This is a genomic window from Olleya marilimosa CAM030 (genome assembly GCF_000518485.1).
GTDB lineage: Bacteria > Bacteroidota > Bacteroidia > Flavobacteriales > Flavobacteriaceae > Olleya > Olleya marilimosa.
Genome location: NZ_KI912443.1, coordinates 180201 through 205319, shown reverse-complemented (window position 1 = coordinate 205319; position 25119 = coordinate 180201). Strand labels below are relative to the sequence as shown.

Genomic DNA, 25119 nt, shown 5'->3' with positions numbered 1-25119 from the left:
TTTTTAAAAATTTAATCCAAATCCAAAAGAAAAACGAAGTCCTTCCTCACTATTAAAAAAGTTAAATGTACCTGACACACTATCTGCTGCAGTTACCCAAAACCCTACTCCATAATCATTATGCCAAATTCTAGAATCATCGTTTTTAGTCCATACACGACCTACGTCACCTCCAACAAAAACACCTAATTGTAATGGTAATGTTTTTGTTTTAAACTGATTAAAACTATAACGAATATCTGCACTACCTGTCACACTATTTTGACCTGTAAAACGTTGTAACCTATAGCCACGCAACCCATTGGCACCTCCAATATTTGCTGCTTGATAAAATATCAAGTCATCTCCGAATCGCATTTGCGCACGAGCATCTGTTTTTAACACTAATTTTCTGTTAATACTTAATGCATTATAAAATCCTAGTGCTGTATTAACAAATCCGTAAGTATATTTAGAGTTTTTGACTTCGGTTTTACCTCCTACACCTAAATCAAATGTCATCCCTCTTGATGGGTTGATTGCATTATCAAAACTATGATAATTAAAATTCCCTTCTAAACCAGCAAAAAAGCGTCTGTTATAAAAATCCGTTGTTGTAGCTGACGACTCCTGAGTTTCAATAAAACGATCTGGTGTTTCTCCAATTTCAACAGCTTCTGTTGTGATTTTAATTCCGTAGTCAGATCCAAAATCTCCTTTTTTAAGAACACCTACACTAGCTGCATAAATACTTGTTTTAATTCTATTATAATCTAAGTCTAGATCATCATCATTATTAACGGTTTCATTACCATAACCAAAAAAGTTATTGGTAAAATTTTCACTGGTTAACTGTCCAGCAACATGTAAGTTCCACTCTCCAAAAAGGTTTGCAAATTCGCCATCATAGTTTAAACTAAAACCACTAGTTGCAAAAAAGTAACCACTTTTAAAACGATGTTGTTGCGAGTATGGGTTACGAGAAAATCCTTTAACAGTATAATTTAGACCAACACCTACCTTAAAGCCATCATCTGGATTATAGCCAAGACTAGGAGTAACTACACTTGTTTTTACTATGTTTTTCTGAAAATCAAAAAGGTTATTATTATAGATATCTGTAAATTTTATTTTAGCACCATTATTTTTTGTAATCGTATTTGGTTTAGACTTGTGATCATATATACGTACACGTCTACCATTGTTAATAATATATTCGTCGTTGTTTTGACCACCAATAATTCGTGTAAAAATTAAGTTATTAGCTTTACCACTTACTTCTATTACGTCATCATCATCTAAAGCATAAATCCATAACTCCTTAGTAATATCCTTATTAAATGTACGATCAACTATAACATCTGCTTTTTTTCCATCTTTAATTCTAGAGATTACAACTTGGGTTTGGTTGTCAGCAATACGGTTAACTTCAATATAGTCATCTTTATCTGTACCAGTTAATATTACTAATTGATTTAAGTAGTCAGAATAACGCTCTGCTATATCTTGTAAATTATTTTTTCTTTCTTTTAAAAATGTTTTAATCTGCAATAAAGATTCTTCTTGTACTTCTTTTGGGACTTTACTAAAAGCTTCTTCAATAACAGCGTCTGTAATATTATCTTGTAAATATTGTGCTTGTTTTATCCACACAGATTTATCTGAATTTTGGATTAGCACTTTATCTAATTTAATTCCTGCACTATTCATCCATTTTATATCCTTCAACTCGCCATCATAAACTTGTAGCTGTTTAGTTGAACCAGAAATAAAGCGCATAATATCCAATAATGCACCATCAAAATTAGAAAACACTTGATCTCTATCTCTTGGGATTGGCTTGTATAATTTATCTCCATTGTCTTGATTAAACTGAGCCCATCTCCATTGGTCTTGATGTCTATCCCAATCTCCTAAAAGCATATCAAATAAACGTGCTCTAACAAAAGCGTTTTCATCAATTTTATACTTTTCGTCTGTTCTTATTTTTTTAATAATATCGTGTGTACTCTCGATATCGTCTGCATATCCAAAGTTTTTTTCGTCTGTATAATTATCTTCCGGACGTTCTTCAATTAAATATAATTCGCCTCCATAATTATAATTGTAATCCTTTAAATATTTGTGTTTAGGAATGTAAAACAATTTAGGATTGGTATGATACACACCTGCTGCATGTGAAAGATCTGGCACTACAGAAAAAGCATAAGGATGTGCTGCTGTATAAAAGTCTAGTATTAAATCTTCGACTTTAGTTTTATCAAAATCGTCCTCTAAATACGTTTCTTTAAATAAAACAGTTTGTAAATATTGTGTTGCACTTTTACGTAACGCACGCATGTTTAATTGTCTACCATCTTTGGTTTGCAATCTTAAAGATCGTGTTTGGTGACCACCTCCTTCTCTAACAATTTCTAAACCGCCATAAAGTGTATCCAATGTAGCTACTGGCACTTCTATTTTTTGACTATAAATATCTCTGTATTTTTCACCAAAAAAAGTTTTATAGACTCCAGATTTGTCTGTTTCTTCTTCAGTATAAATAGATGCTTGTATGGTTTGAGAAAAACTATCTGGTAATGTGGACAAATCATACTCTGCAGAGTTTTTTTCAGCAATTTGTTTTGTGTACAATAGTTTTGGCTGCTCATTATCTTCGCCATAAAAACTGACATAACTGCTACCATCCTTATACACTGTTAATGTTGCAAAGCCTTGTTTACCGTAAGAAAACAAACCATTATTGCTTAAGGCTGCTCCTGATTGTTTTGCTCCAGAACCAGATACAATTTGTTTGATACCGTTATTTTCTATGTACTGTAAATTATGCTCGTGTCCAGAAGTAAAAATTATATTAGTATACTCTAAGGCTAAGGTTTCAATACGATTCATCATCTTATTATAACGCTCGTTATATCTATCTTGAATAGACACACCTCCTTGTGTTCTAACCTGCGTTAAAAAGGATGCTAAAATCGGGACCGGAATTTTACTTTGTGTTGGATATAAATGTTTGTCTGCACTGTAAAACCCTCCATGTGTACCATTTGTGTACATTGGATGGTGCATAGCTACTACTACTGTTTTATTTTGGGCTTTTTTAAACTCGCCTTCTAATTCTAATAAAAAACGCTCTCTAGTTTTAATTTCGCACTCGTCATTAATAGTAGGATGGTCATTCCAATTTTCCAAATACCATTGTGTATCTATAATAATTAGCTCGATATTGTCACTAACCTCAACCACTTCTAATGGACACCCATTTTCTGGCTGAAAGGTGTTTTTACCCAACGCATCTTCGATAAATTTTTCTTCATCTTTTAATCCATTTAAACCATCTGCATACCAATCGTGATTACCAGGAATAAATAATACTTCTCCTTTAAAACCTGCAACCGAATTTACTTGTGCTTGTAAATGATTTTTAGCTTCGTCATAATATGGATCGTCTTTAGATGGCAAACCTGCTGGATAAATATTATCGCCTAAAAATATGGTATAGTCACCTTTTGTATCTTTATCTTTTATCAGATTTTTATAAGCAGTCAGACCTTTACTAAACCCACCCATTGGAGATTTGCCTGCATCACCAACCAAATAAAAAGTTTTATCTATTGGTTTATTAGGTAATGCGACTACAGTTTCATCTTTCTCTTTGTATTGCGCTTCAAAACTGGCACAATTAGTCAATAGAATAGCTAAAACAAACGTTAGAAATATGTTATTTTTTGTCATTAAAGGTTGATAGTTTTATTTTTTTAGTACTTTGGATAAGAATAATTATGCACACATGTCAAAACTAATTGAAAAAACCGAAGCTTTTGTATTTGAACTCCTTAAAAATGAGCTACCAAACACGATAGTTTATCACAATCATACGCATACCTTACGAGTATTTAAAAGTACGAAAGAAATTATAGAAAATTCTAAAATTGATGTTAATGATGCTCAAATACTTCAATTAGCAGCATTATTACATGACGTAGGTTATACACAAAAAAGAGAAGGTCATGAAGAAGTTAGTGCGCAAATAGCAAGAGACTTTTTATCTAAACAACATGTAGATGAAAAAACTATTAAAGCTGTTGAAGACTGTATACTAGCTACTAAGTTTGATAGCACGCCACAAACAGAATTAGAGAAAATTTTGCGGGATGCTGATGCTTCTCATTTTGGTAAAAAATATTTTCCTGAAGCTAGCGAATTTTTAAGAAAAGAATTAGAGTTGGCAGGCATTGCTAACTATACTCCTAGAGAATGGCTGGATGAAAACATTAAAGTATTATCTAAAAAACATAGTTATTACACGGATTACGCCTTACAAAATTGGCAAAAAAGAAAAGAAAAAAATCTAGCTAAACTAATTCTTGCTAAAAAGAAACAAAAGACAAAACAAAAAACAGAAGAGCTAAAAGCTAAGTATAAAGCACAATATAAAAACGAAAGTCCAGAACGTGCTATCCAATCTTTTTACAGAACAGCGTTAAGAAACCACATAAAATTAAGTGATATTGCAGATACAAAAGCAAACATTTTATTGTCTGTTAATGCCATTATAATATCAGTAGTATTAGCTAATTTAATTTCTAAACTAGACACTAACCCATACCTAACTTGGCCTACAGTAATTTTTACATTATTTAGTGTTATATCTATGGTAATGTCCATAATTGCAACTAGACCAAATGTGACTTCTGGTCAATTTACCAAGGAAGATGTAAAAAATAAAGAAGTTAACTTAACGTTTTTTGGAAATTTCCATAAAATGAAACTTAACGAGTTTGAATGGGCTATTAACGAAATGATAAATGACAAAGAGTACATTTACAAATCGCTTACCAAGGATTTATATTTTTTAGGAATAGTATTAGAACGTAAATACCGACTATTAAGAATAACTTATACTGTATTTATGATAGGGATAATTGTATCGTTAATTGCTTTTGGTGTTGCTGTTAAACAAAACCCTGGAGTTAATATTCAAGATGTTTTGGATAGTACGTCTCAAATAAATATACAGACAAATGCAAAAATTATGGAAGAAGCTTACGTTGTTAATGGTTAACTTCTTTCATTAAATCATCATAGGTGTAAAATTCTTTTTTATCGAATTTACCATGATATAGTATATTAACTCTTATAGCTTTTAGTCCTGTTACACCTTGCAGGTCTTCTAGCTCTAAAATTTCGACCTCATCACCTAACTGTCCTTTGGATTGTAAAAAATTAATGTATTTTAAATACTCGATTTCATCTTCTTTTTGAGAATAAACGATTGTTAATTTTCCTTTAGCAGTTATACGCTCATCAGTACCTTTAATATTTGCTTTATCTACTCGTTTTTTTACAACTTCATATCTAGCATTATAAGTACCATCCACGTCAAAATGCTTTTCATCTGTTCTAAATCTAATGGATAATGGTTGGTTAAAGACCAAAATCATTGACGCCACATCTAAAGCTAAGGGATATTCGTTTTGCTGATTATAAAACACAGATTCCATGTTACACATGACCTGCATTTGCCATAAACGCAAGTTGTATAAATAGATTTCGTTAAACGAGTCCTCTTTAGTAATAGCCTCTCCAATATACATGTTGTGCTCAACACCATCCGTTTTATAGCGTTCAAAAAAATGAGGATACATTTTTTGAGCCTTAATTTGTTGTTTATCTAAAAGTGACGACATGTTTTTATTAATCAAACTTATAGTATCATCGTAATTTTTTCGATAATAATATATCACGTTTAATTTACTGTCTACCTTATTAAAATAGTCTTCAATAGCTTCTAAAATATAAGGTTTAGATTTTAATTGAAATTTAAAAAGAGGCTCAATTTCATTTATAAAAAACTGAGTTATTTTTTGCTCACTATCAACTTTAAAGTTTGTTTTTAGCGCTTTATTATAATTTTTAATTTGAAATAATAACTGCTCAAAAATGGGTAATTTTTCAGTTTCAAAAGCAGTTGCTACTATTTTTTCTACAAGTTTAAGCTGAAGCGATAAATCTTTTTGTGTGGCATTGTTTCTGGCATCAGAAGACCCTTTCACATCTATTTGACCAAATAAAGGGTAAACGTTATCAAAACTTATCTTGCTAAATGTTGGATTGTCATTTCCCTGAGCTTCTTCTGCTATAAATTGTCTAGCAGCTTGCTCAAACTTCCACTTTACACTTGGGTGTATAGATGTACATTCCCTTTGTATAATGGCTTGTATTAAGTTTTCTTCGTCTCTTTTAGAGCGTTTAACTGCAGATAATATAAATGGCATCACGTCTGCCAATCTATTGGAGTTAATACTATTTAAGGCTTTAGGTGTTCTAGATACTAATTCTAATACTGCTAACAACTCACCATCTTCTGCTATTGGAGCAAAAATGGCACTTTTAAAACCTTGTTGTTTTAAAACTTTAATTTGTGGTGATTGACCATTACATTGCGCAAAACTTTTATCCACATCACTAATTGAAAAATTAGTTTTATCCTTTAATATTTTGTCATAACTATAATGACAAAATAGATTTTCGCATTTAAATTCTTCTTTAGCCTTTAATAAAAAACTATTAATACTAGAGTCGTGCACCTTCATTAAGGTATTTTCTTCTTTATTAAAAATAGAAAAACCAACTTCTAAATCTGTGATATTTAATAACGAACGAAATATTTTTTGAAAATCAGCCATAAAGCTTTCATCTTTACGCTTATTGTTTCCAATTAATGTCGTTTTTATATTTGATATAGATTGATCATCTGTAACATCAAAAATATTAGAGATTACAAATCCTTTTGACACATAGCTGTTTGGCGGAAACTTCTCTTTCCATAACTCTATATTATCAAAATTATCTAATAGTTGATCAAAATCATCCTCTGTTAATTTAGGTGCTTGAGCTGTAGGCACAATCTCCATAAAATCTGCATTATACAAGATTTTATAAATTCTGGTTATACCATTAGCATCAGGAATTTCATAATATAATGGTCGCTTAAAGTTGGCATTGTAACCGTAGCAAAAATTCATGATAATTGTACAACTTAATATATACCAATCGTTTTCTGGCATATTTTTTATAACCAATTCAAAATCTGGTCCTGCAGCTTCAATTATATTTTCAAAACGCTTAGAGGCATTGAAAATAAAATTATGATATGGTACACTTGCTGTTTTAATTTCGTTTAAACTTAAAACTTCACTAAACGAATCTTGTAATAAAATCTGAATTACCTTTTCATGCTCAAATAATACTGACGTTTTGCTAAAACCCTCTCTTAAAACAGGATAAGGCTCCTGCGCTTTTAAGACACGACTAGCCTTGGCAGCAATAAACTGGTCATTGCTTTTAGCTAAACCTTCATAACGTTCTATTAACTTATTAAAGCTAATCTGTAACGAGAAAGGTAAATTTATATTATCGTTTAGGTCTTTGATCATCATCTTAAAATTACGCAAAAATACGCATTATAATGGTTAGTCGCATTTACTTTAACAAAATGACATTGCTAAAACTAAAAAAGTGCCCTAAGGCACTTTTGATATATTAGTTTATATGGATGTTGCTTATTATTGCTTAACCAATATCTTATATTGATTTGCCTCTAACATAATTGCATCGCCTTTTAATTCTATAGTTTCATTAGTCATAAAATCTAAATAATTTCCTTTTTGAGGTAGGTTAGCTTTTACGTTTTCTTCTGAAACGTTTGCTATAAACACAATTTCATCATTTCCTTTTGTTCTTGAAAAAGAAATCACATCTTTTCCATTATCTATTGCATTGTATTTAGCTGAAGCTTTTCCGCCATGTAAAGCAGCATTATTCTGTTTTAAAGTCGCTAATTTCTCTAATACTTTCCATGTTTTACCTTTGGTATGCGTGAAACTATCTTTTTCAAAAAACAATAATCTATGGTCTAAATCGTATTCTTGACCAGAATAAATTAATGGCATTCCTGGAGTTACATAGGCTAAAGCAGTCATCATTTCACCAGCTTCTCCCATACGTTCTTTAATGGTACCATTCCAAGAGTTTTCATCATGATTGGTTACAAAATTCATTAAAATATCATCTGCTTCATAACGCTCAAAATCGGTTTGTAAAGCTGTTGTGAATTCCGTTGCATCATTTTCGCCTTTTGCAATATGATTCATAGCATGATGTCTATCCCAACCATAAGCCATATCAAATAAACCGTCTTTTAATAATTCTGGTTCCCAAGCTTCCGCTAACATAAAAATGTCTTTTTTAGCACGTAATTCAGGTATTGCTTGTTCCCAAAAGTTGGTTGGTACAGATCCTGCAACATCACATCTAAAACCATCAACACCTTCTTCGGTTAACCAATAACTCATGTCTGCAATCATTGCTTTTCGCATCTCTTGGTTGTCGTAGTTTAAATCGGCAACATCTGTCCAATCTGTATCTACAGGATGCACCACTTCGCCTTTGTCGTTTTGTGTGTAATATTCTGGATTGGTTTTTAACCAAGTATGATCCCAACCTGTGTGATTAGGAACCCAATCTAAAATTACATAAATTCCGTTATCATGTGCTGTATTTACTAGGCTTCTAAAATCTTCAATTGTTCCGAATTCTGGATTGATTTTAGTAAAATCGGACACTGCGTAATAACTACCTAAATACTTGTCTTGTTCTGCTTCAGGAAAATCGGTTGCAAACTTGCTATCTTCTCCTCCTGTTGCTTTTCGTTTTGTTTCTGAAATAGGAAAAACAGGCATTAACCAAATGACTTTTACGCCTAATTGTTTTAACTGTGGAATGTCTTTTGTGAAAGCTTCAAAAGTCCCTTCTGGTGAATATTGTCTGATGTTTGCTTCATAGATAACAGCAGTTTCTAAATCGGAAGCCGAAATAGGTTGTATTGCTACTTCTTCCTTAGTATCAACTTTTGTTTCTTCTTGTTTTTTTTCTTCTTTACAAGCAAAAACACTAAGTATTGCAAGGGATAATATTAGTTTTTTCATGTGAGTATTTATTTAATATTTTCTAATAATAGGATGTTAGATTCTGTTTCAATTGTAATGTTTCCGTTTGTAACTTCTAGAATTTCTCCTGAATAGAAGTCTTTAATTTGTGCTCCATCTTTAAAGATTGAAGACACATCAATAGTATGTTTTCCTTTAGGAATATCGATTCCAATAACGACTTCATCTTTAAAATCGTCTTTAGCATAACTCCTGCTAAAAAGGTAAGGCGAATTACTAAGCATGGTATGTTTTCCTGCTCCAACCGAAGGATGATTACGTCTAAACTGACCTAATTTTTGCCAATGGATTAACAAGTCTTGTTGGTGTGCTATTTCATTCCAATTCATAAAACTTCTTAAAGTAGCATCTCCAACAGTGCCTTCTATAGTTAAATCTCTTGCAGATTCGTCTCCATAATATACTTGTGCAGCTCCTGGAGAGAGTAATAATCGTGTTGCAGTTTCGTAGGTTTTCTCTCTATTTTTATCAAAAGGTTGTCCGTCATCATGCGAGGTTAAATAGTTTAGTACTCCATAATCTTTTAGGTTGGTATGTAAAAGACTATCGTATTTTTTGAATTGCTCTTCGTAGGTTTGCTGTGCAGCATTCCATTTAAATTCAAAATTGATTAAGCTATTAAAAGCATCATCAAAATAGTTGACTTTTTTATCGCCAAAATCGAAAGCTTTTCCTGCTGAAATTCCGTAGTTATACACTTCTCCAACCAAGTAAAATGCATTATCGTCTAAAACCTTGTTTGGGTTTTGCTGTTTAAATTCCGCGAAAGCGTTATCACATACGTCTTTAAACTCTTGCCAAACAAAAGCTTCTGTGTGTTTAACAGTATCAACTCTGTAACCATCAATACCAAAATCTGTGATATAATCACTTAACCATTTCATGATATAAAAACGAGGTGCACGAGGATGACCTGTGGCTTTAAAAAAGGCATCTAGCTCTGCAACTTCTTGGTCATAACGACCTTCGGCTTTCCATTTTTCCACTAATTGTGGTGGTAATTCTACAGCTTCATCACTTTCAGTTTTAATATCTGGAAGATTTTTAACCAAAGTACAAGTAACCGTGTTTTCGTAATTATCATAACTACATTGTGGCTCTGTTCTTACCCAATCACTTGGCCAAACCGGATCTTGATCTGTTACTGGACCAGTATGATTAATTACTGCATCTAACAGTACACGAATTCCTTTTTTGTGTGCAACATCTACAAGTTTTTTTAAGTCTGCTTTGGTTCCTAAATTAGCGTCGATGTTGGTCCAATCTTTAGTCCAATAGCCATGAAAACCATAGGTGTTACCAGTACCTTCATTGGTTGCGCCATGAATTTGCTCTACAATTGGTGACATCCAAATGGCATTGATACCTAAATTGGTGAAATAACCGTCTTCAATTTTTTGCGTGATTCCTTGTAAATCGCCACCTTCAAAACCACGTAACACAGCAGTTTCTTTGGTTCGGTTATAATTAACATCGTTGGTTTTGTCACCATTATTAAAACGATCGGTTAATAAAAAATAGACATTTGCAGCTTCCCATACAAAAGGTGTTTTAACTTCTTCTTTTTTCTTGTTTTCTGCGATATCTTGATTTGCTTTTTTATCAGTTTTACAACTGAAAACAAGAATAGCTATTGCGATTAAAAGTATGCTCTTTTTCATGTTATACTTAATATTTAATTTGTGTTTCTACTTCATTTGAAGTATTCCAATTCACCTGAAAAGTCAATGTTTTTAGAACTTCATTATAGTTAAACTCTATTTTTTTTCTGTTGAATTTTATGCGTTTTGGTGCTTTTGGAAAATTGTGAATTACAACATCTATGTTTTTAGTAGTTGTTTTGTAATTAGTACCGGTTTCTGCTTCAAACTCTAATTCTAAATTCTTAGTTGTTGTTTCTGCTTCAAATTCTAAGATTTCATAATTCTCTTTTTCAAAAGCATTTTTAGTTTCACCATCGTCATTATAAAGAGTTCGCTCGCTTTCAGTAACTGATGCATCAAAATAATAATGTAAGTCGAAGGTGTTTCCGTTATATTCTACAGTACTTTGCATTGGTTTTGCTGTAGCAATAAAAGCACCACCACGAACATAGGTTGGAATATAGTGTGCTTCTGTTTTTACGGACAATGTTTGTCCGCCTTCTACCTTTTCGTTGGTATAAAAATTAAACCAATTACTGTTATTAGGAAAGTACACCTCAGCTTCTGTTTGGTTGGCATTAACAATAGGAGTCACTAAAAAGTCTTTTCCCCAAAGGTAAGTTGATGCTACAGTTTGCAACTTTGCATTGTTGCTTTCTTCAAAAAATAATGGTCGCATTAAAGGTGCTCCTGTTTGATTATTTTCAAATACCAAATTGTAATTGTAAGGTAGTAATTGGTATCGTAATTCTATTGCCTGTTTTGCTAAAGCTTTCGCTTTATCGCTTCTAAAAACAGGTTCTGCAGGCACTTCTTCTTGTGCATGTGGTCTGTAAATTGGCTGAAAAACGCCATATTGCAACCATCGTGCATACAGCTCATCGTCTAAATTATTTCCAGCAAATCCACCCAAATCGCTATGCATATACGCCAAACCTTGTAGTCCCATTTGCAGTGCAATTTCTGGTTGAGATTGTAATCCTCCCCAAGTTCTATTGACATCACCAGACCAAGGAATCATACCAAAACGTTGGGATCCAGAACTACCAGCACGCATTAAAATAAACGGTCTTGTGTTTGGAAAATTTTGTGTGTACATCTCTTGTACAGATTCTGCCCAATGATGACCATAAATATTATGTACTTCGTCTGCTGTTCCTGTAGCGTGCAGTAATCCTTTAGGATGTACTTCTGGCTCTCCTAAATCTCCCCAAACACCAGAAACACCTAAATTAGCCAAGTCTTTGTAAATATTTTGAAACCATTTTTTTCCTTTCGGATTATATATATCAATCAAACCTGTATTACCAAAATAGAAATCGAAAGTAAACGGATTCCCAATAGAATCTTTAGCTAAAACATCTGCTTTTACCGCTTCGTCCCAACGATTAGAAGTGGTTAATACAAACGGTTCTGTGACTAAAACCGTTTTCACATTATTGTCTTTTAATCCTTTTAGCATTTGTTTTGGATTTGGAAAAGAATCACGATCAAACGCTAGATTTCCCATAGTACCTTGAATGGTTTTTCCGAACCAAAAAATATCGATAATTATGGCGTCTAACGGAATCTCTTCGTCTCTAAATTTTTGAGCTGTAGTTTCTACTTCTTCTTGCGAATGGTAACCAAATCGACTAGAAAAATTACCTAAAGCCCAACGTGGTGGCATAGGTTGTCTTCCTGTTAGTTGGGTGTAGTTTTTAGTAAGGTCTAACCAAGAATCACCAACTACTACTTGATAGGTTTTTCTACCAGAAATAGTTTCGTAAGTCAATGTATTGTGTTTTTTAGAATCTAAATCTAAAAAGCCAATTGGTGCATTATCAAAATGAATAAGATACTTGTTAGATGAGATTACGATTGGCATAGTGTAATTCATTAACTCGCTTCTATCTTCGTAACCATAATCTGCTTTGTTGTATAACTCTAAGCGGTTTCCTCTTCGGTTCATACCTAATGCTCTCGCGCCTCCACCATACAACACTTCTTCAGGTTTTAGGTTGAAACTAATGGTTTCAAAGTCGTCTGTTTTTTGATAGCCATTTTTTACAGAAGTGACTTCTTTTCCATCTTTCCAATACGAAATATGAAAAGGTGCTTTTGTGATTTTTACTGTTAATTTTTCAGAATGAAAACGAATTTCTGAAGCTGTTTCATTAAATTTTACATCAGAAAATACTTTGTCTAAAACAACTGCGTGTGACTTTTTATTAAATACTTCTCCTTTTGGTAAAAATGTAGTTTCGATAATTTCAGGATGGTAAAAATGCATTTTATAATTTCCATCTGAAACCTGAATATGTAATTGATTGTCTTGAAAGCTTGCTATCTTGAACTCTCTTTTTTGCATTGCATCTTCAAATAACCAAGTAATGGCTTCCTCAAAATTATTACTCCAAAGTGCTTCATTATGTTTTCCTTCTGGAACGACTTTAGATTGTATATTTTTTTCAGGAAAACCGTTATTTTTTAAAATAGAAGTAATACTATTCATGTCTGTAACGGTTTGACTAATCTCATCATAGCCTGCTTTTTCGCCTTCCTTTCCTCCTGCTAAAAAGTACATTTTTGTATTTTGAAGATTAGCATGCTGTTTAGTAAATGCTTTAACTTCTGGAGCAAACCAAAATGCAGGAGAATACACGCCAACTTTACCAAAAACTGTTGGGTGTTTTAAAGCAGCATAATGCGAAATTAATCCTCCCATAGAGCTTCCAAAAATTGCTGTATTATTTCTATCCTTTTTGGTGTTATAATTAGTGTCTATATAAGGTTTTAATGTGTTTACAATAAAATTGACATAGGCTTCACCTTCGCCTCCACCATATTTGTTGTTTACCCATGGAGAATATTCATCTAATCGTTTAGAAGTACCATTATCTACACCAACCACAATAAGTTTTAGGTTGTCTTTAAATAATTTATCTAAAGTTTCGTCTACATTCCACTCACCATAACCAGAGGTTTTAGCATCAAAAATATTTTGACCATCATGCATATACACAACAGGATAATCTTGTTTTGATGTATTATAATCTGGAGGTAAATAAATCCAAACACGACGTTTTCTATTAAGTTGTGGTATATTGAAAGTTTCTGAAATAATGGAAACATTTTTTGAAGCTGTAGAAACTTCCTTAGCATCAAACAAATGGCTCCAACCAGCGATTTTTACATGTATTGTGTCGTTAGGTTCTGTAAATTTATAGATACGATTATCTATTTTTTCACCTGTATTGGTGCTTTCTGAAGTCTCCCAATTCCCTAAGGTAAACTTATATAAAATGCGTTGTTCTGTTTTAGGAAGCGTGATTTGGTACTGTCCATTTACTTGCTGCAATTGGTAATCTTTATGTCCACCAGACCAACCTTCAAAATCTCCTGAAATAAATAGGGATGCGTCTTTTGGTGTGTCTTTTGGAAGTTCATCAATAATTATTGTGACTTGTGCAACTGTTACTTGAAATAGTAAAAAGGATAATATGTATAATATTTTTTTCATATTTAATCTTTAAGAGCAGATTAGGATATACTGAATCTTTGATTTTCGCATCAAGTGCGGAATGACAACCAATTATATTTTTGTGGTTAATAACAAACTTCCTCTTTCGCTTAAGATAATTTCATCTTGCCACTTGAAAGTTTCACCAGTGATGATATTTTTTAATGTTTTTCCGTTTAAACCGACTTCTTCGTAACGATTTAAATCGATAGTAATTGGTTCTTCATTTTTATTTATGATATGAACAAACGTTTCACCTTCAATCACTCTAAATAAAAAATATGTTCCCATAAATGGAGCAAAATGAATGGTTTTTCCATTATGGATGGCATCACTAGATTTTCTATAATTCAATACTTTTTTAAGGAATAACTGCATGTCTTTTTGTGCATCTGTTAAGCCTTCACCTGAAAATGCATTAACAGCATCTCCTTGCCAACCTCCTGGAAAATCGGTACGAATTAAACCATGATCGCCAGGTTTTTCAAAGTCATGCATTAGTATTTCTGTACCATAATATATTTGCGGAATTCTAGGTAAAGTCAGTAAATAACTCAATGCCATTTTGGTATTTGGCACATCTCCTTTTAGCTGTGTAAAAATGCGACTCATATCATGATTATCTGGAAATGCCATAATATCTTTTGGTGATGCATAGGCAAAATCGTTAGCCAACCCTTCATATATTTTCACCAATCCAGTATCCCATTTTTCGTCTTCATTTAAAGCATCGACCGTATTTTTTTGCATAGCAAAATCCATAGTCGATCTTAAATTAGAATCGTAACCATCTTTATTGTCATGACCTTCTTGCCAATAGGCAATTAATAACGGATTGGTACTCCATTCTTCACCAACAATACTAAAGTTAGGATATTCGTTCATGATAGCTCCTGCCCAATTAGACATGAAATTTTTATCTGGATAAGGATAGGTGTCTTGACGAATTCCGCTAAGATTTAATGTTTCAACCCACCAAATACTATTCTGAATAATATAGTTTGCCATAAACGGATTACGCTGATTTAAATCTGGCATTGTTGGTACAAACCAACCTTCTGCCATTTCTTTTTTATCGCGTTTGGAAGCATACAAATCTTGGTTACTGGTACGTCTGTGGTTGGAATTATTTAATGGTTTATTATTCTCAAAACTGTCTTGTTGGTTCACCCAGTCTTTAAACGGTAAATCTTGCATCCACCAATGTGCACTTCCGCAATGATTAGCAACTTGATCCATGATTAAACCCATACCTTTCTCTTTGGCTTTTGTAGCTAACTCTTGGTATTCTTCTAAGCTTCCGTAACGTGGATCTACTTGGTAAAAATCGGTCATCGCATAACCATGATACGAAGACCTTGGCATATCATTAGTTAATAAAGGACACGACCAAATTTGTGTAAAACCCATATCTTCTATATAATCTAAATGCTGAATAATACCTCGTAAATCACCACCATGACGTGCATAATCGTCTTTTCTATTGATGGTTTTTTCCTTTAAACCTTCCTTTATATCATTAGAAGTATCGCCATTTCCAAAACGATCTGGAGTGATTAAATAAATAGCATCTGTACTATCAAAACCTTGATAATCGGAAGCCTCTTTTAAACGTGCTTTTACTTCGTAAGTTTGAACGAGTTCCTTTTCTTCATTAAATTTAAAATGAATATTGAATTGTCCTGCTTTAGCACTTTCTGAAATATTTAAATCTAAAAACAGATAATTAGGGCTATCTGCTTTATGCACTTTTTTAATAGAAACGCCTTCATAATTTATACTAGGTGTTGCTTCCGAAATGTTTGGATGCTTCACCAATAATTGTACTTGTGTATTAGTAAAACCTGTCCACCAGTGTGGAGGTTCTATACGCTCAATGTCGTTTTTAACTCCAGTTACAACTTCATAAGTTGTTAGTTTTTCAGTTTTATTTTCACAAGAAAAACTAACACTAATTAAAATGATTAATGCTATCTGTATTATTTTTTTCATCTTAATTAGTGTGTTTAGTTTTAAATTTTCACCAAATTATTTGGAGATACCGTTACCAAATTATTATTTACTTGAATGTTTAAATCTGTATTACCTTCTAACTCGAAAGTCGTTTCAGATTGTGACACATTCACTTTTAAAATTTGATCTCTAAAGTTTACTTTAAATGAATACGCTTCCCATTCTTTAGGAATACGAGGTTCAAAATGTAACGTATCGTTTTTAACACGCATACCACCAAAACCTTCTACAATACTCATCCAAGTTCCAGCCATACTGGTAATGTGTAAGCCTTCTTCTACCTCTTTATTATAATCGTCTAAATCTAAACGAGAGGTACGTAAATAGAAGGTATACGCTTGTTCCATTTGGTCTAATTTAGCAGCTTGAATACTGTGTACACAAGGAGAAAGTGAACTTTCATGTACTGTAAATGGCTCGTAAAAATCGAAATGACGCTTTAATTCTTCGGTTGTAAATTGATCTTCAAAGAAGTAAAAGCCTTGTAACGTATCTGCTTGTTTGATGTATGGCGAACGTAAAATGCGGTCCCAACTCCATTTTTGGTTTATTGGTCTATCAGCTTTTGGTAAATCGGCAACCGTAATTAATTCTTTATCTAAAAAGCCATCTTGTTGTAAGTATACTTGGTGCTTTTCAGAATAAGGAAAAAACATGTTATCTGCTACTTTTTTCCAAGTATGTAACTCTTCGTGAGTAATCTTTGTTTTTCCAGCAATACGCAAATAATCTTCGTGATGACCTTCTTTTACTTTTTCGATTTGCTCTAAAGCATAATCAATACACCATTTAGCTAAATAGTTGGTATAAAAGTTATTATTGATGTTGTTTTCATATTCATTAGGACCTGTAACACCTAAAATAACATACTTATTTTTGTCTGTAGAAAAGGTTGCGCGTTGTTGCCAGAATCTAGCAATTCCGATAAGCACTTCCAATCCCATTTCTGGAATATAGCTGTAATCTCCTGTATAACGATAGTAGTTAAAAATGGCAAATGCGATGGCTCCATTTCTGTGGATTTCTTCAAAGGTAATTTCCCATTCGTTATGGCATTCTTCACCATTCATGGTTACCATTGGATACAAAGCAGCTCCATTTTTGAAACCTAATTTTTCTGCATTTTCAATCGCTTTTTCTAAATGATTATAACGATATTGCAGTAAGCTTCGTGCTACTTTTTGATCTTTGGTAGCCATATAAAAAGGAATACAATACGCTTCGGTATCCCAATAAGTACTTCCTCCATACTTTTCTCCTGTAAATCCTTTTGGACCAATGTTTAAGGTAGAATCTTTACCTAAATAGGTTTGGTTTAATTGGAAAATATTAAAACGAATACCTTGTTGTGCTTTTACATCACCATCGATGGTAATGTCTGACATTTCCCAAATTTTTGACCAAGCCTCTTTTTGCTTATTTAAAAGTGCATTGAATCCTAAATTTGAAGCAGTATCTAATGCTTTTTTAGCTGCTGAAACTAACTGATTCTTATCGTGATTTCTATCTACTGTATAACCACCAAACTTTTGGATGCTTGCAGTTTCACCTGCATTTACAGAAACTGTATACGTAAATGAAACAGTGTTTGCTTGTTTATCTACTTTTGGTGTTTGGTCTTGTTTTGTATTATTTACAAAAACCGAAGACTGCATAAATGTACAAGTATGAAAACCTGTTTTCATGGTTTTGGCTTCAATAAACGCTTGCTCGTTTTCTGTACTTACGTTTAAAGTATCCCAAAATTGGTCGTCCCAATTGGTATCTTCATTTGTAATACCTGAATCTAAATACGGTTGAAACTTAATAGTCGCTTCTCCGTTTAAAGGTGTTACTTGGTAATTTATAGCTCCAACCTCATCTAAATCTAAGCTTAAAAAACGAAGTGCTTTCACTTCAATTTCTAAATTATTTTGAAGTGTTGCAGTAAACGATCTAGACAACCAACCTTCTTGCATGTTAAGTTCTCGTCTAAAATTAGACACCGAAACACACGTGTTTAAATCTAATTGTTCGCCATTAATTTCTATATTAATACCTATCCAATTTGGTGCATTTAGCACTTTAGCAAAATACTCTGGATAGCCATTTTTCCACCAACCAACTCTGGTTTTGTCAGGATAATAAACGCCTGCAATGTAGCTTCCTTGAAAGGTTGGACCTGTGTATTGTTCTTCAAAATTAGCACGTTGACCCATTGCACCATTTCCGATGCTAAATAAACTTTCTGACGACTTTACTCTTTCTTTATCAAAGCCTTCTTCAATTATAGACCAATTGTCTGGTTGTATATAATCTTGATTCATTTTTTATATTTTTTTGATGAAAATCACTTTGAATAAAATAAGCGTGACTTTCAACATTTTTTATCTATTTATTAATTCTTCTATAAAGCTATTTTCAATTTCAGTAAAATCTGAAAAAATGTAATCTGCTTCATGTAATACGTCTTTTTCACCAATACCAATAGAAATCATATTTGCAGTATTTGCAGCTTGAACACCAGCTACAGAATCTTCAAAAACAATACAATCTTCTGGTTTCATGTTTAAATGTTGTGCAGCTATTAAAAACACTTCTGGATTTGGTTTTGCTTTACTAACATCGTTTCCATCCACAATAGCATCAAACTTTGAAAGCAAATGGACTTTTTCTAAAATTGGTCGTGCATTTTTACTTGCAGAACCCAAGGAAATTGGCTGTGCCTTTTCTATTAAATAATCTAATACTCTTGGTACATCTGATAAAATTTCTTCATCTGTCATTTTTGAAATGAAGCTTAGATATTCTTCATTTTTTTTACCCATTAACGAGGTAAATAGCTCTTCTGAAATGGTTTTATTTCCCCATTCCAGTATTTTTTCTAATGATTTTACTCGGCTAACACCTTTAAGTTGTTCGTTTTGCTCGTGTGTAAAATCTATATCTATACTTTTAGCAAGGTTTTGCCAAGCTAAAAAGTGATATTTTGCAGTGTCTACTATGACACCATCTAAATCGAATATGAATCCTTTTTTATTCATCTTTTAAATTTCTTCTGCTTGATATGAAATTGCATTTTTGTTTGTAATTAATAAGTTGCAAAGACCTGCAATTATTAAACTAATTCCTGCAACTGTCATCGCATTTATTGTTTCTTCTCCTAATAAACTTGATATAAAATTAATACCTCCAAGAGCTGCAATAATTTGTGGGATTACAATAAACATGTTGAATATTCCCATAATTACACCCATTTTTTTTGGGTCTACTGAACTAGATAACATAGCATATGGCATGGACAGAATACTTCCCCAAGCAAAACCAATAAGAATAAAGCAATACTTTAAGTGTTCTGGTGAAGCATAATTCATTAACAAAAACCCTACACCACCTAACATTAGTGATACCATATGTACTAGCTTACGGTTTATGCGCCTTTTGGCTGTATATAGCACTAGTAATAATGCAAAAGCCATAGAGGATAATCCATATACACCCATTGCTGAACCTACTAAATTTGATGATTTTTGAAAGGCTGTATTTTGTGTGTCAAATGCAGCTTTTTGCACAGTATCTGCCATATCAAAAGCACTTTCTATTGGAGCAGGAGTATTAAACACATGCTCTGTAAGTGCTGGATTAGCTAAACTCCACATAGTAAAAAAGGCAAACCAAGAAAAGAATTGGATGACTCCTAATTTTTTCATAGTTAATGGCATGTTACCAATATTATTTAAAATGTCTGGAATGAAGTTGTTCTTTTTAGCTTTTTCGCGATTAAACTCTTCCATGTCTTCTGGAGGATATTCTGTTGTAGTAAAAACAGTGTAAAGGATACTAGCTAAAAAAACAAATGCGCCTATTGCAAAAGCAATTTTAACTGAGTCTGTAATTACACCAGAGTCTGCAGAATCGCTAACTCCAAATTGAGACACCATCCATGGTAAATTACTAGCAACCCAAGTACCAATACCTATAATTAAGGTTTGTACAACAAATCCATAAGATCTTTGAGAGTCAGGTAATTTATCTGCTACTAAAGCCCTAAAGGGTTCCATGGACACATTGATTGAAGCATCTAAAATCCATAAAAATCCTGCTGCTACCCACAGTGCTGGAGAATAAGGCACAAAAAATAATGCTAACGAACTTAAGATTGCTCCAATTAAGAAAAACGGTCTACGTCTTCCCCATTTAACACTCCAAGTACGATCACTCATGTAACCAATTATTGGCTGAACCAATAAACCAGTTAAAGGTGCTGCAATCCATAATAATGGGATTTCGTCTTTACTTGCTCCTAATGTTTGAAATATTCGAGACATGAAGCCTCCTTGTAATGCAAAACCAAATTGGATTCCTAGAAAACCAAAACTCATGTTCCAGATTTCCCAAAAGCCAAGCGTGCGTTTTTTCATAATAGTATTTTATTAGTTGATACTATTTGATAAGCGAAAAAACCTATCAAAACTATATTACCTGAGAAGTAAAAATATAAGTTTTGAATGCTGTAAAGATATAAAAGTTTTTAAATGAGCAATGTTAATTTTTTATTTTGTGGACTCACGTTCTATTAATTCAGTTTCAATAATTACTGTTTCGTAGATGTCTTCTTCATCTTCTCTTTCTAAATTATTTATCAATAATTCGGCAGCTTTTTCACCAATTTTTTGACCATGCTGACTTACTGTTGTTAAAGTTGGCACAGCGTGTTTAGACAAGACACCATCTGTAAAACCAATGATTTGCAAATCTTCTGGCATTTTTAAGCCAAGCTTTCTAGCAACCTTCATTGCTGTGATTGCATAAAGCTCGTTAACTGCAAAAATTCCGTCAAGTTTTTTGTTTTTATTAAATAAGTGTTCTATTTCTTTTTCAAGAGAATCTAAATGGTCTTCAGATAATAATTCGTCATCAACCTTTAAAACTAAGCTCGCTTTAGGGTTTATTTTGTGTGCCTCTAAAGCATCCAAATAACCTTGTGTTCTTAACTTACCAACGCTTACGTAATCTTTAGTAGTTATAATTGCGATATTTTTACAACCATTATGAATTAATTTTGTCACTGCTTTTTTTGCGCCTTGGGCATCATCTACAATTACCTTATCACATTTTATATCATTTACAACACGATCAAACATAACAATGGGCATACCTTGACTAATGGTTTCAGTAAAATGATGATAATCTTGTTGTTGCAAGGTTTCTTTAGCTATAGACAATATAAAACCATCTATACTTCCGTTAGCTAACATTTCCATGTTAATTACCTCCTTAGCAAAGGACTCGTTGGACAATCCTACAATAACATTATAACCTCGTTTATTAGCAACAGCCTCAATACCACTAATAACTTTAGAGAAAAAGTGATGTACTATTTCTGGAATAATAATACCTATAGTTTTAGTCTTTCTATTTTTTAAACTTAATGCTATATTATTTGGTCTGTAGTTATAAAACTTAGCAAAAGCTTGTACTTTTTGACGTGTGTCTTCACTAATTTCTATACTATTTCTAAGTGCTTTAGACACAGTAGATATTGACACATCTAGTTCTCTAGCTATTTGTTTTAGGGTGATTTTTTTTTTCATAAGTATAATAAAAATGAAATACTTGATTAAGATTTATCAAATATAAGAGGTTAAACTTATTGGATTAGGTCAAATATCCATTAAAAAATGACGATAATTCATTATTTAGTAGGCAATAATCTTAAATACTCAAAAAGTTGTCAACACGAAAACGTTTTCGTTGCCTGATATACAAGAGGTGACAAAATATTAACATAAAATTTACATAGATTTATCATCGAGAAGTAAAAATATACATTTAAAATTTAAACTAACTTAATATTATTGTATGAAAACAATTTTTAAAAGGCTACTATTAGCTTTACTGTTTTTACCAACGATTATACTTGCGCAAAGTACAGTCACAGGTACAGTTACAGAACAAGCTACAGCCTTACCAATACCTACGGTTAATGTTATAATTAAGGATACATCCAGAGGAACAGCAACCGATTTTGATGGTAATTATACTCTAGAGGTTGAAAACGGAGATGTATTAGTCTTTTCTTACATTGGCTATTTATCTCAAGAAATTACTTATAACGGACAATCAAAAATTGATGTAAGTTTAGTAGAGGACGCTGCGCAACTTGAAGAAGTCGTTATTATAGGATATGGTAGTGTTAAAAAAGAAGACTTAACAGGATCTGTGGATGTTGTTACTTCTGAAGATTTTAATAAAGGAGCCATTACATCTACAGATCAATTATTACGAGGTAAAGCAGCAGGTGTAAGAATTACCGATAGTGGTGGATCACCTGACTCTGCTCCAACAATTAGAATACGTGGTGGCGCATCTTTATTTGCCGATAACAGTCCATTAATTGTAATTGATGGTGTTGCTCTTGGAGGTCAAAATCCAGCTGGAGTATCAAACCCTTTATCATTAATTAACCCAAATGATGTAGAAAGCTTTTCTATTTTAAAAGATGCTTCTGCTACTGCTATTTATGGATCTAGAGCATCTAATGGTGTTATTATTATTACAACTAAAAAAGGAACTTCTGGCGAAGCAAAATATACATTTTCCACTAATGTGTCAGTTGATAGTGCAGGTGAAGGTTTAGATATGATGAATAGCGAAGAATATGTTCGTTTTATTAAACAATATCATCCAACATACCAATCAGAATTAGGAGTACCAGTTGGAGAAGTTTCAACCACTGAACCTTCTAGCATTATCCAGGTAAATATTTACGATACGGATGGAAATATCACGGGAACAGAAAACAGAGCTGTTTATGACACTAATTGGAGAGATGCCATTTTAAGAACTGCTATTTCTAGTAATACCAACTTTAGTGTTAGAGCTAACCTTGGAGGTGTATTACCTTTTAGAGCTTCTGTAGGTTATAGTGATTTAGAAGGTGTTGTAAGAACAGACGATTATAAACGTTATAGTGCTGCCTTTAAATTATCTCCAAAATTATTAAATGATAATTTAAAAATTGATGCCAATGCTAAATTAACTTTTGTAGATAAAAATGCTACAGATGCAGGTGGTGCGTTGGGAGGTGCAATTGTTTTTGACCCAACAAAACCTGTGTATGATAATAATTCGATTTTTGGAGGATACTATACTAATACAGCTTTAGATGGTACAAGATTATTAATTGATGGACAATCAAACCCATTAGCACTATTAGAGCAAAGAGAAAGACCTGAAAGAGCTTACAGATTTTTAGGAAATGTAGAATTTGATTATACCATGCCTTTTTTACCAGAATTAAAAGCGGTTGTAAATGTTGGATTAGACGCATCACGTTCTAAAATAAAAGAAAGCTTTGACAATAATGCCATTTCTGCATTTGGTATTGATACTACAAATGATAATGCAGTAGTTTTTAATCCAGGTGTTAGCTATAGAGAGAGACAACACATTACTAACGCTACTTTTGATTCGTATTTACAATATGCTAAAAATATAGAAGAAGGCTTAATAACTAGATATGATGTACAATTGGGTTATTCTTACCAAAACTTTAAAACAGATGGAAATAGCGATCGTTTCCGTAACAACGTAGATACAGGTTTTAGAGAAGTAGATTTTAATCCAGAAAACCCTAATAATAGATATTATAACGATCAAAACTTACAATCGTTTTTTGGACGTACTAACGTAAACATATTAGACAAGTACCTAGTAACTGTATCATTAAGAGCAGATGGTTCGTCATTTTTTGTAACCGATGATATTTGGGCAGAAGAAGCATGGGGATTTTTTCCAGCAGCAGCTTTAGCTTGGAAAATCAAACAAGAAAACTTTTTAAAGGATGTTAACTTTGTAAACGACTTAAAATTAAGATTAGGTTATGGTAAGACAGGTCAACAAAATATTTCAGGAGCAGTTGGGACGTTTTATCCAACTAGCCCACTTTTTGCAGTAGGATCTCAAAACAGTCAATACCTTCCAGGTGCTAATTTATATTCGGCATTACCATTTCAAACAGGGTTAACTTGGGAAAAAACATCAACTTACAACTTAGGTTTAGACTTCAACTTCTTTAAAAACAGCTTAATTAGTGGTTCTTTTGACATCTTTAAGAGAGAGACAACAGACCTATTAACAGATGCTTTAATTCCGCCAGGACAAGGTTTAACAGATTCATTTATTAAAAACGTAGGAACAACAGAAAGTGAAGGTTTTGAACTTAACCTAAACCTTAACCCTGTTCAGAATGAAGATTTCAACCTATCGTTTAACGGAAACATTAGCTACGCTACAACAGAAGTAACTGATTTAGGTGGTATAAACACTTTAAGAATTGGAGGAGGTCTTTTAGGAACAGGTTCTAATTTGTTTTTTAATAAATTAGGGGAAGAACCTGGTTTAGCTGGTGTATTTAAACAAGTATACGATGCTTCTGGAAACCCAATTCCTGGTGCTTTTGTAGATTTAAATGGTGACAATCAAATAACAGAAGACGATAAGTACTTTGAGGCTTTAGCACCTAATTGGACGTTTGGTTTTGGACTAAATGTTAACTACAAAAACTGGGATTTATCAGCAAGTTTTAGAGGACAATTAGACGGAAAACTTTATGACTTTAATGAATTAAGATATGGCCACACAGGTAGTGCAGAGCCAAACAACAACACAAGTATTACAAATGTTTTAAACTTTTATGATGGTGCAGCTAACCCTGTGTTTGATGAAGTTATTGGTAATACTCAGTTTTCAGATTACTTCCTACAAGATGCATCATTTTTAAGATGTCAAAACATTGTTGTAGGTTATAACTTTGATAGTAATTTTATTAAAAACACAAGTATGAGAATTTATGGATCGGTTAACAATCCATTTATTATTACTAATTACGAAGGTCAAGATCCAGAAAATAATGGTGGTATTGATGGTGCTTTCTATCCAAGACCTACAACAATTAGCATGGGTGTGAATATTGATTTTTAAAAAACTA

The 25119-nt window shown here is 32.7% G+C and carries 12 protein-coding genes; 2 read left to right on the top strand and 10 right to left on the bottom strand.

The features are described 5' to 3' along the window. Positions 1-3 precede the first annotated feature (3 nt). Positions 4-3714 (bottom strand): metallophosphoesterase, encoded by a 3711-nt coding sequence (locus M890_RS0114795; RefSeq protein ID WP_028284263.1) that lies wholly within the window; start codon positions 3712-3714, stop codon positions 4-6. Positions 3715-3769: 55 nt separating this feature from the next. Here M890_RS0114795 and M890_RS0114790 point away from each other — a divergent pair, with 55 nt between their 5' ends. Further along, positions 3770-5044: a Pycsar system effector family protein gene (locus tag M890_RS0114790; RefSeq protein WP_028284262.1), complete on the top strand. Its 1275-nt coding sequence runs from the start codon at positions 3770-3772 to the stop codon at positions 5042-5044. On the opposite strand, the gene M890_RS0114785 is transcribed toward M890_RS0114790, so the two are convergent. The 9 genes from M890_RS0114785 to M890_RS0114745 form a co-directional block, all read right to left on the bottom strand. After that, positions 5034-7421, bottom strand: a complete 2388-nt coding sequence (locus M890_RS0114785; RefSeq protein ID WP_157243306.1) for a GAF domain-containing protein — start codon at positions 7419-7421, stop codon at positions 5034-5036. The two genes, M890_RS0114790 and M890_RS0114785, sit on opposite strands and share 11 nt — an antisense overlap. A 126-nt stretch (positions 7422-7547) precedes the next feature. Then, entirely contained in the window at positions 7548-8969 is a 1422-nt protein-coding gene (locus M890_RS0114780) for an alpha-amylase family glycosyl hydrolase (protein WP_028284260.1), read from the bottom strand. 8 nt (positions 8970-8977) lie between these two features. Further along, positions 8978-10651, bottom strand: coding sequence for an alpha-amylase family glycosyl hydrolase (locus M890_RS0114775; RefSeq protein WP_028284259.1), 1674 nt, complete (start codon positions 10649-10651; stop codon positions 8978-8980). 7 nt (positions 10652-10658) lie between these two features. Beyond that, complete coding sequence (locus M890_RS16295; protein ID WP_051437560.1) at positions 10659-14135, bottom strand: TIM-barrel domain-containing protein; 3477 nt, start codon at positions 14133-14135, stop codon at positions 10659-10661. 72 nt (positions 14136-14207) lie between these two features. Continuing rightward, positions 14208-16127 (bottom strand): glycoside hydrolase family 13 protein, encoded by a 1920-nt coding sequence (locus M890_RS0114765; protein ID WP_028284258.1) that lies wholly within the window; start codon positions 16125-16127, stop codon positions 14208-14210. A 20-nt stretch (positions 16128-16147) separates the two neighbouring features. Then, positions 16148-18454, bottom strand: coding sequence for a maltose phosphorylase MdxK (locus M890_RS0114760; protein ID WP_028284257.1), 2307 nt, complete (start codon positions 18452-18454; stop codon positions 16148-16150). 60 nt (positions 18455-18514) lie between these two features. After that, a complete protein-coding gene (gene pgmB, locus M890_RS0114755; RefSeq protein WP_028284256.1) occupies positions 18515-19171 on the bottom strand; it encodes a beta-phosphoglucomutase in 657 nt (218 codons plus the stop codon). A gap of 3 nt (positions 19172-19174) precedes the next feature. Then, positions 19175-20548, bottom strand: a complete 1374-nt coding sequence (locus M890_RS0114750; RefSeq protein ID WP_028284255.1) for an MFS transporter — start codon at positions 20546-20548, stop codon at positions 19175-19177. Between the two features lie 132 nt (positions 20549-20680). Further along, on the bottom strand, positions 20681-21721 hold the full coding sequence (locus M890_RS0114745; protein WP_028284254.1) for a LacI family DNA-binding transcriptional regulator: 1041 nt from the start codon (positions 21719-21721) through the stop codon (positions 20681-20683). Between the two features lie 268 nt (positions 21722-21989). Here M890_RS0114745 and M890_RS0114740 point away from each other — a divergent pair, with 268 nt between their 5' ends. Then, positions 21990-25112, top strand: a complete 3123-nt coding sequence (locus M890_RS0114740; protein ID WP_028284253.1) for a SusC/RagA family TonB-linked outer membrane protein — start codon at positions 21990-21992, stop codon at positions 25110-25112. Positions 25113-25119: the final 7 nt, after the last annotated feature.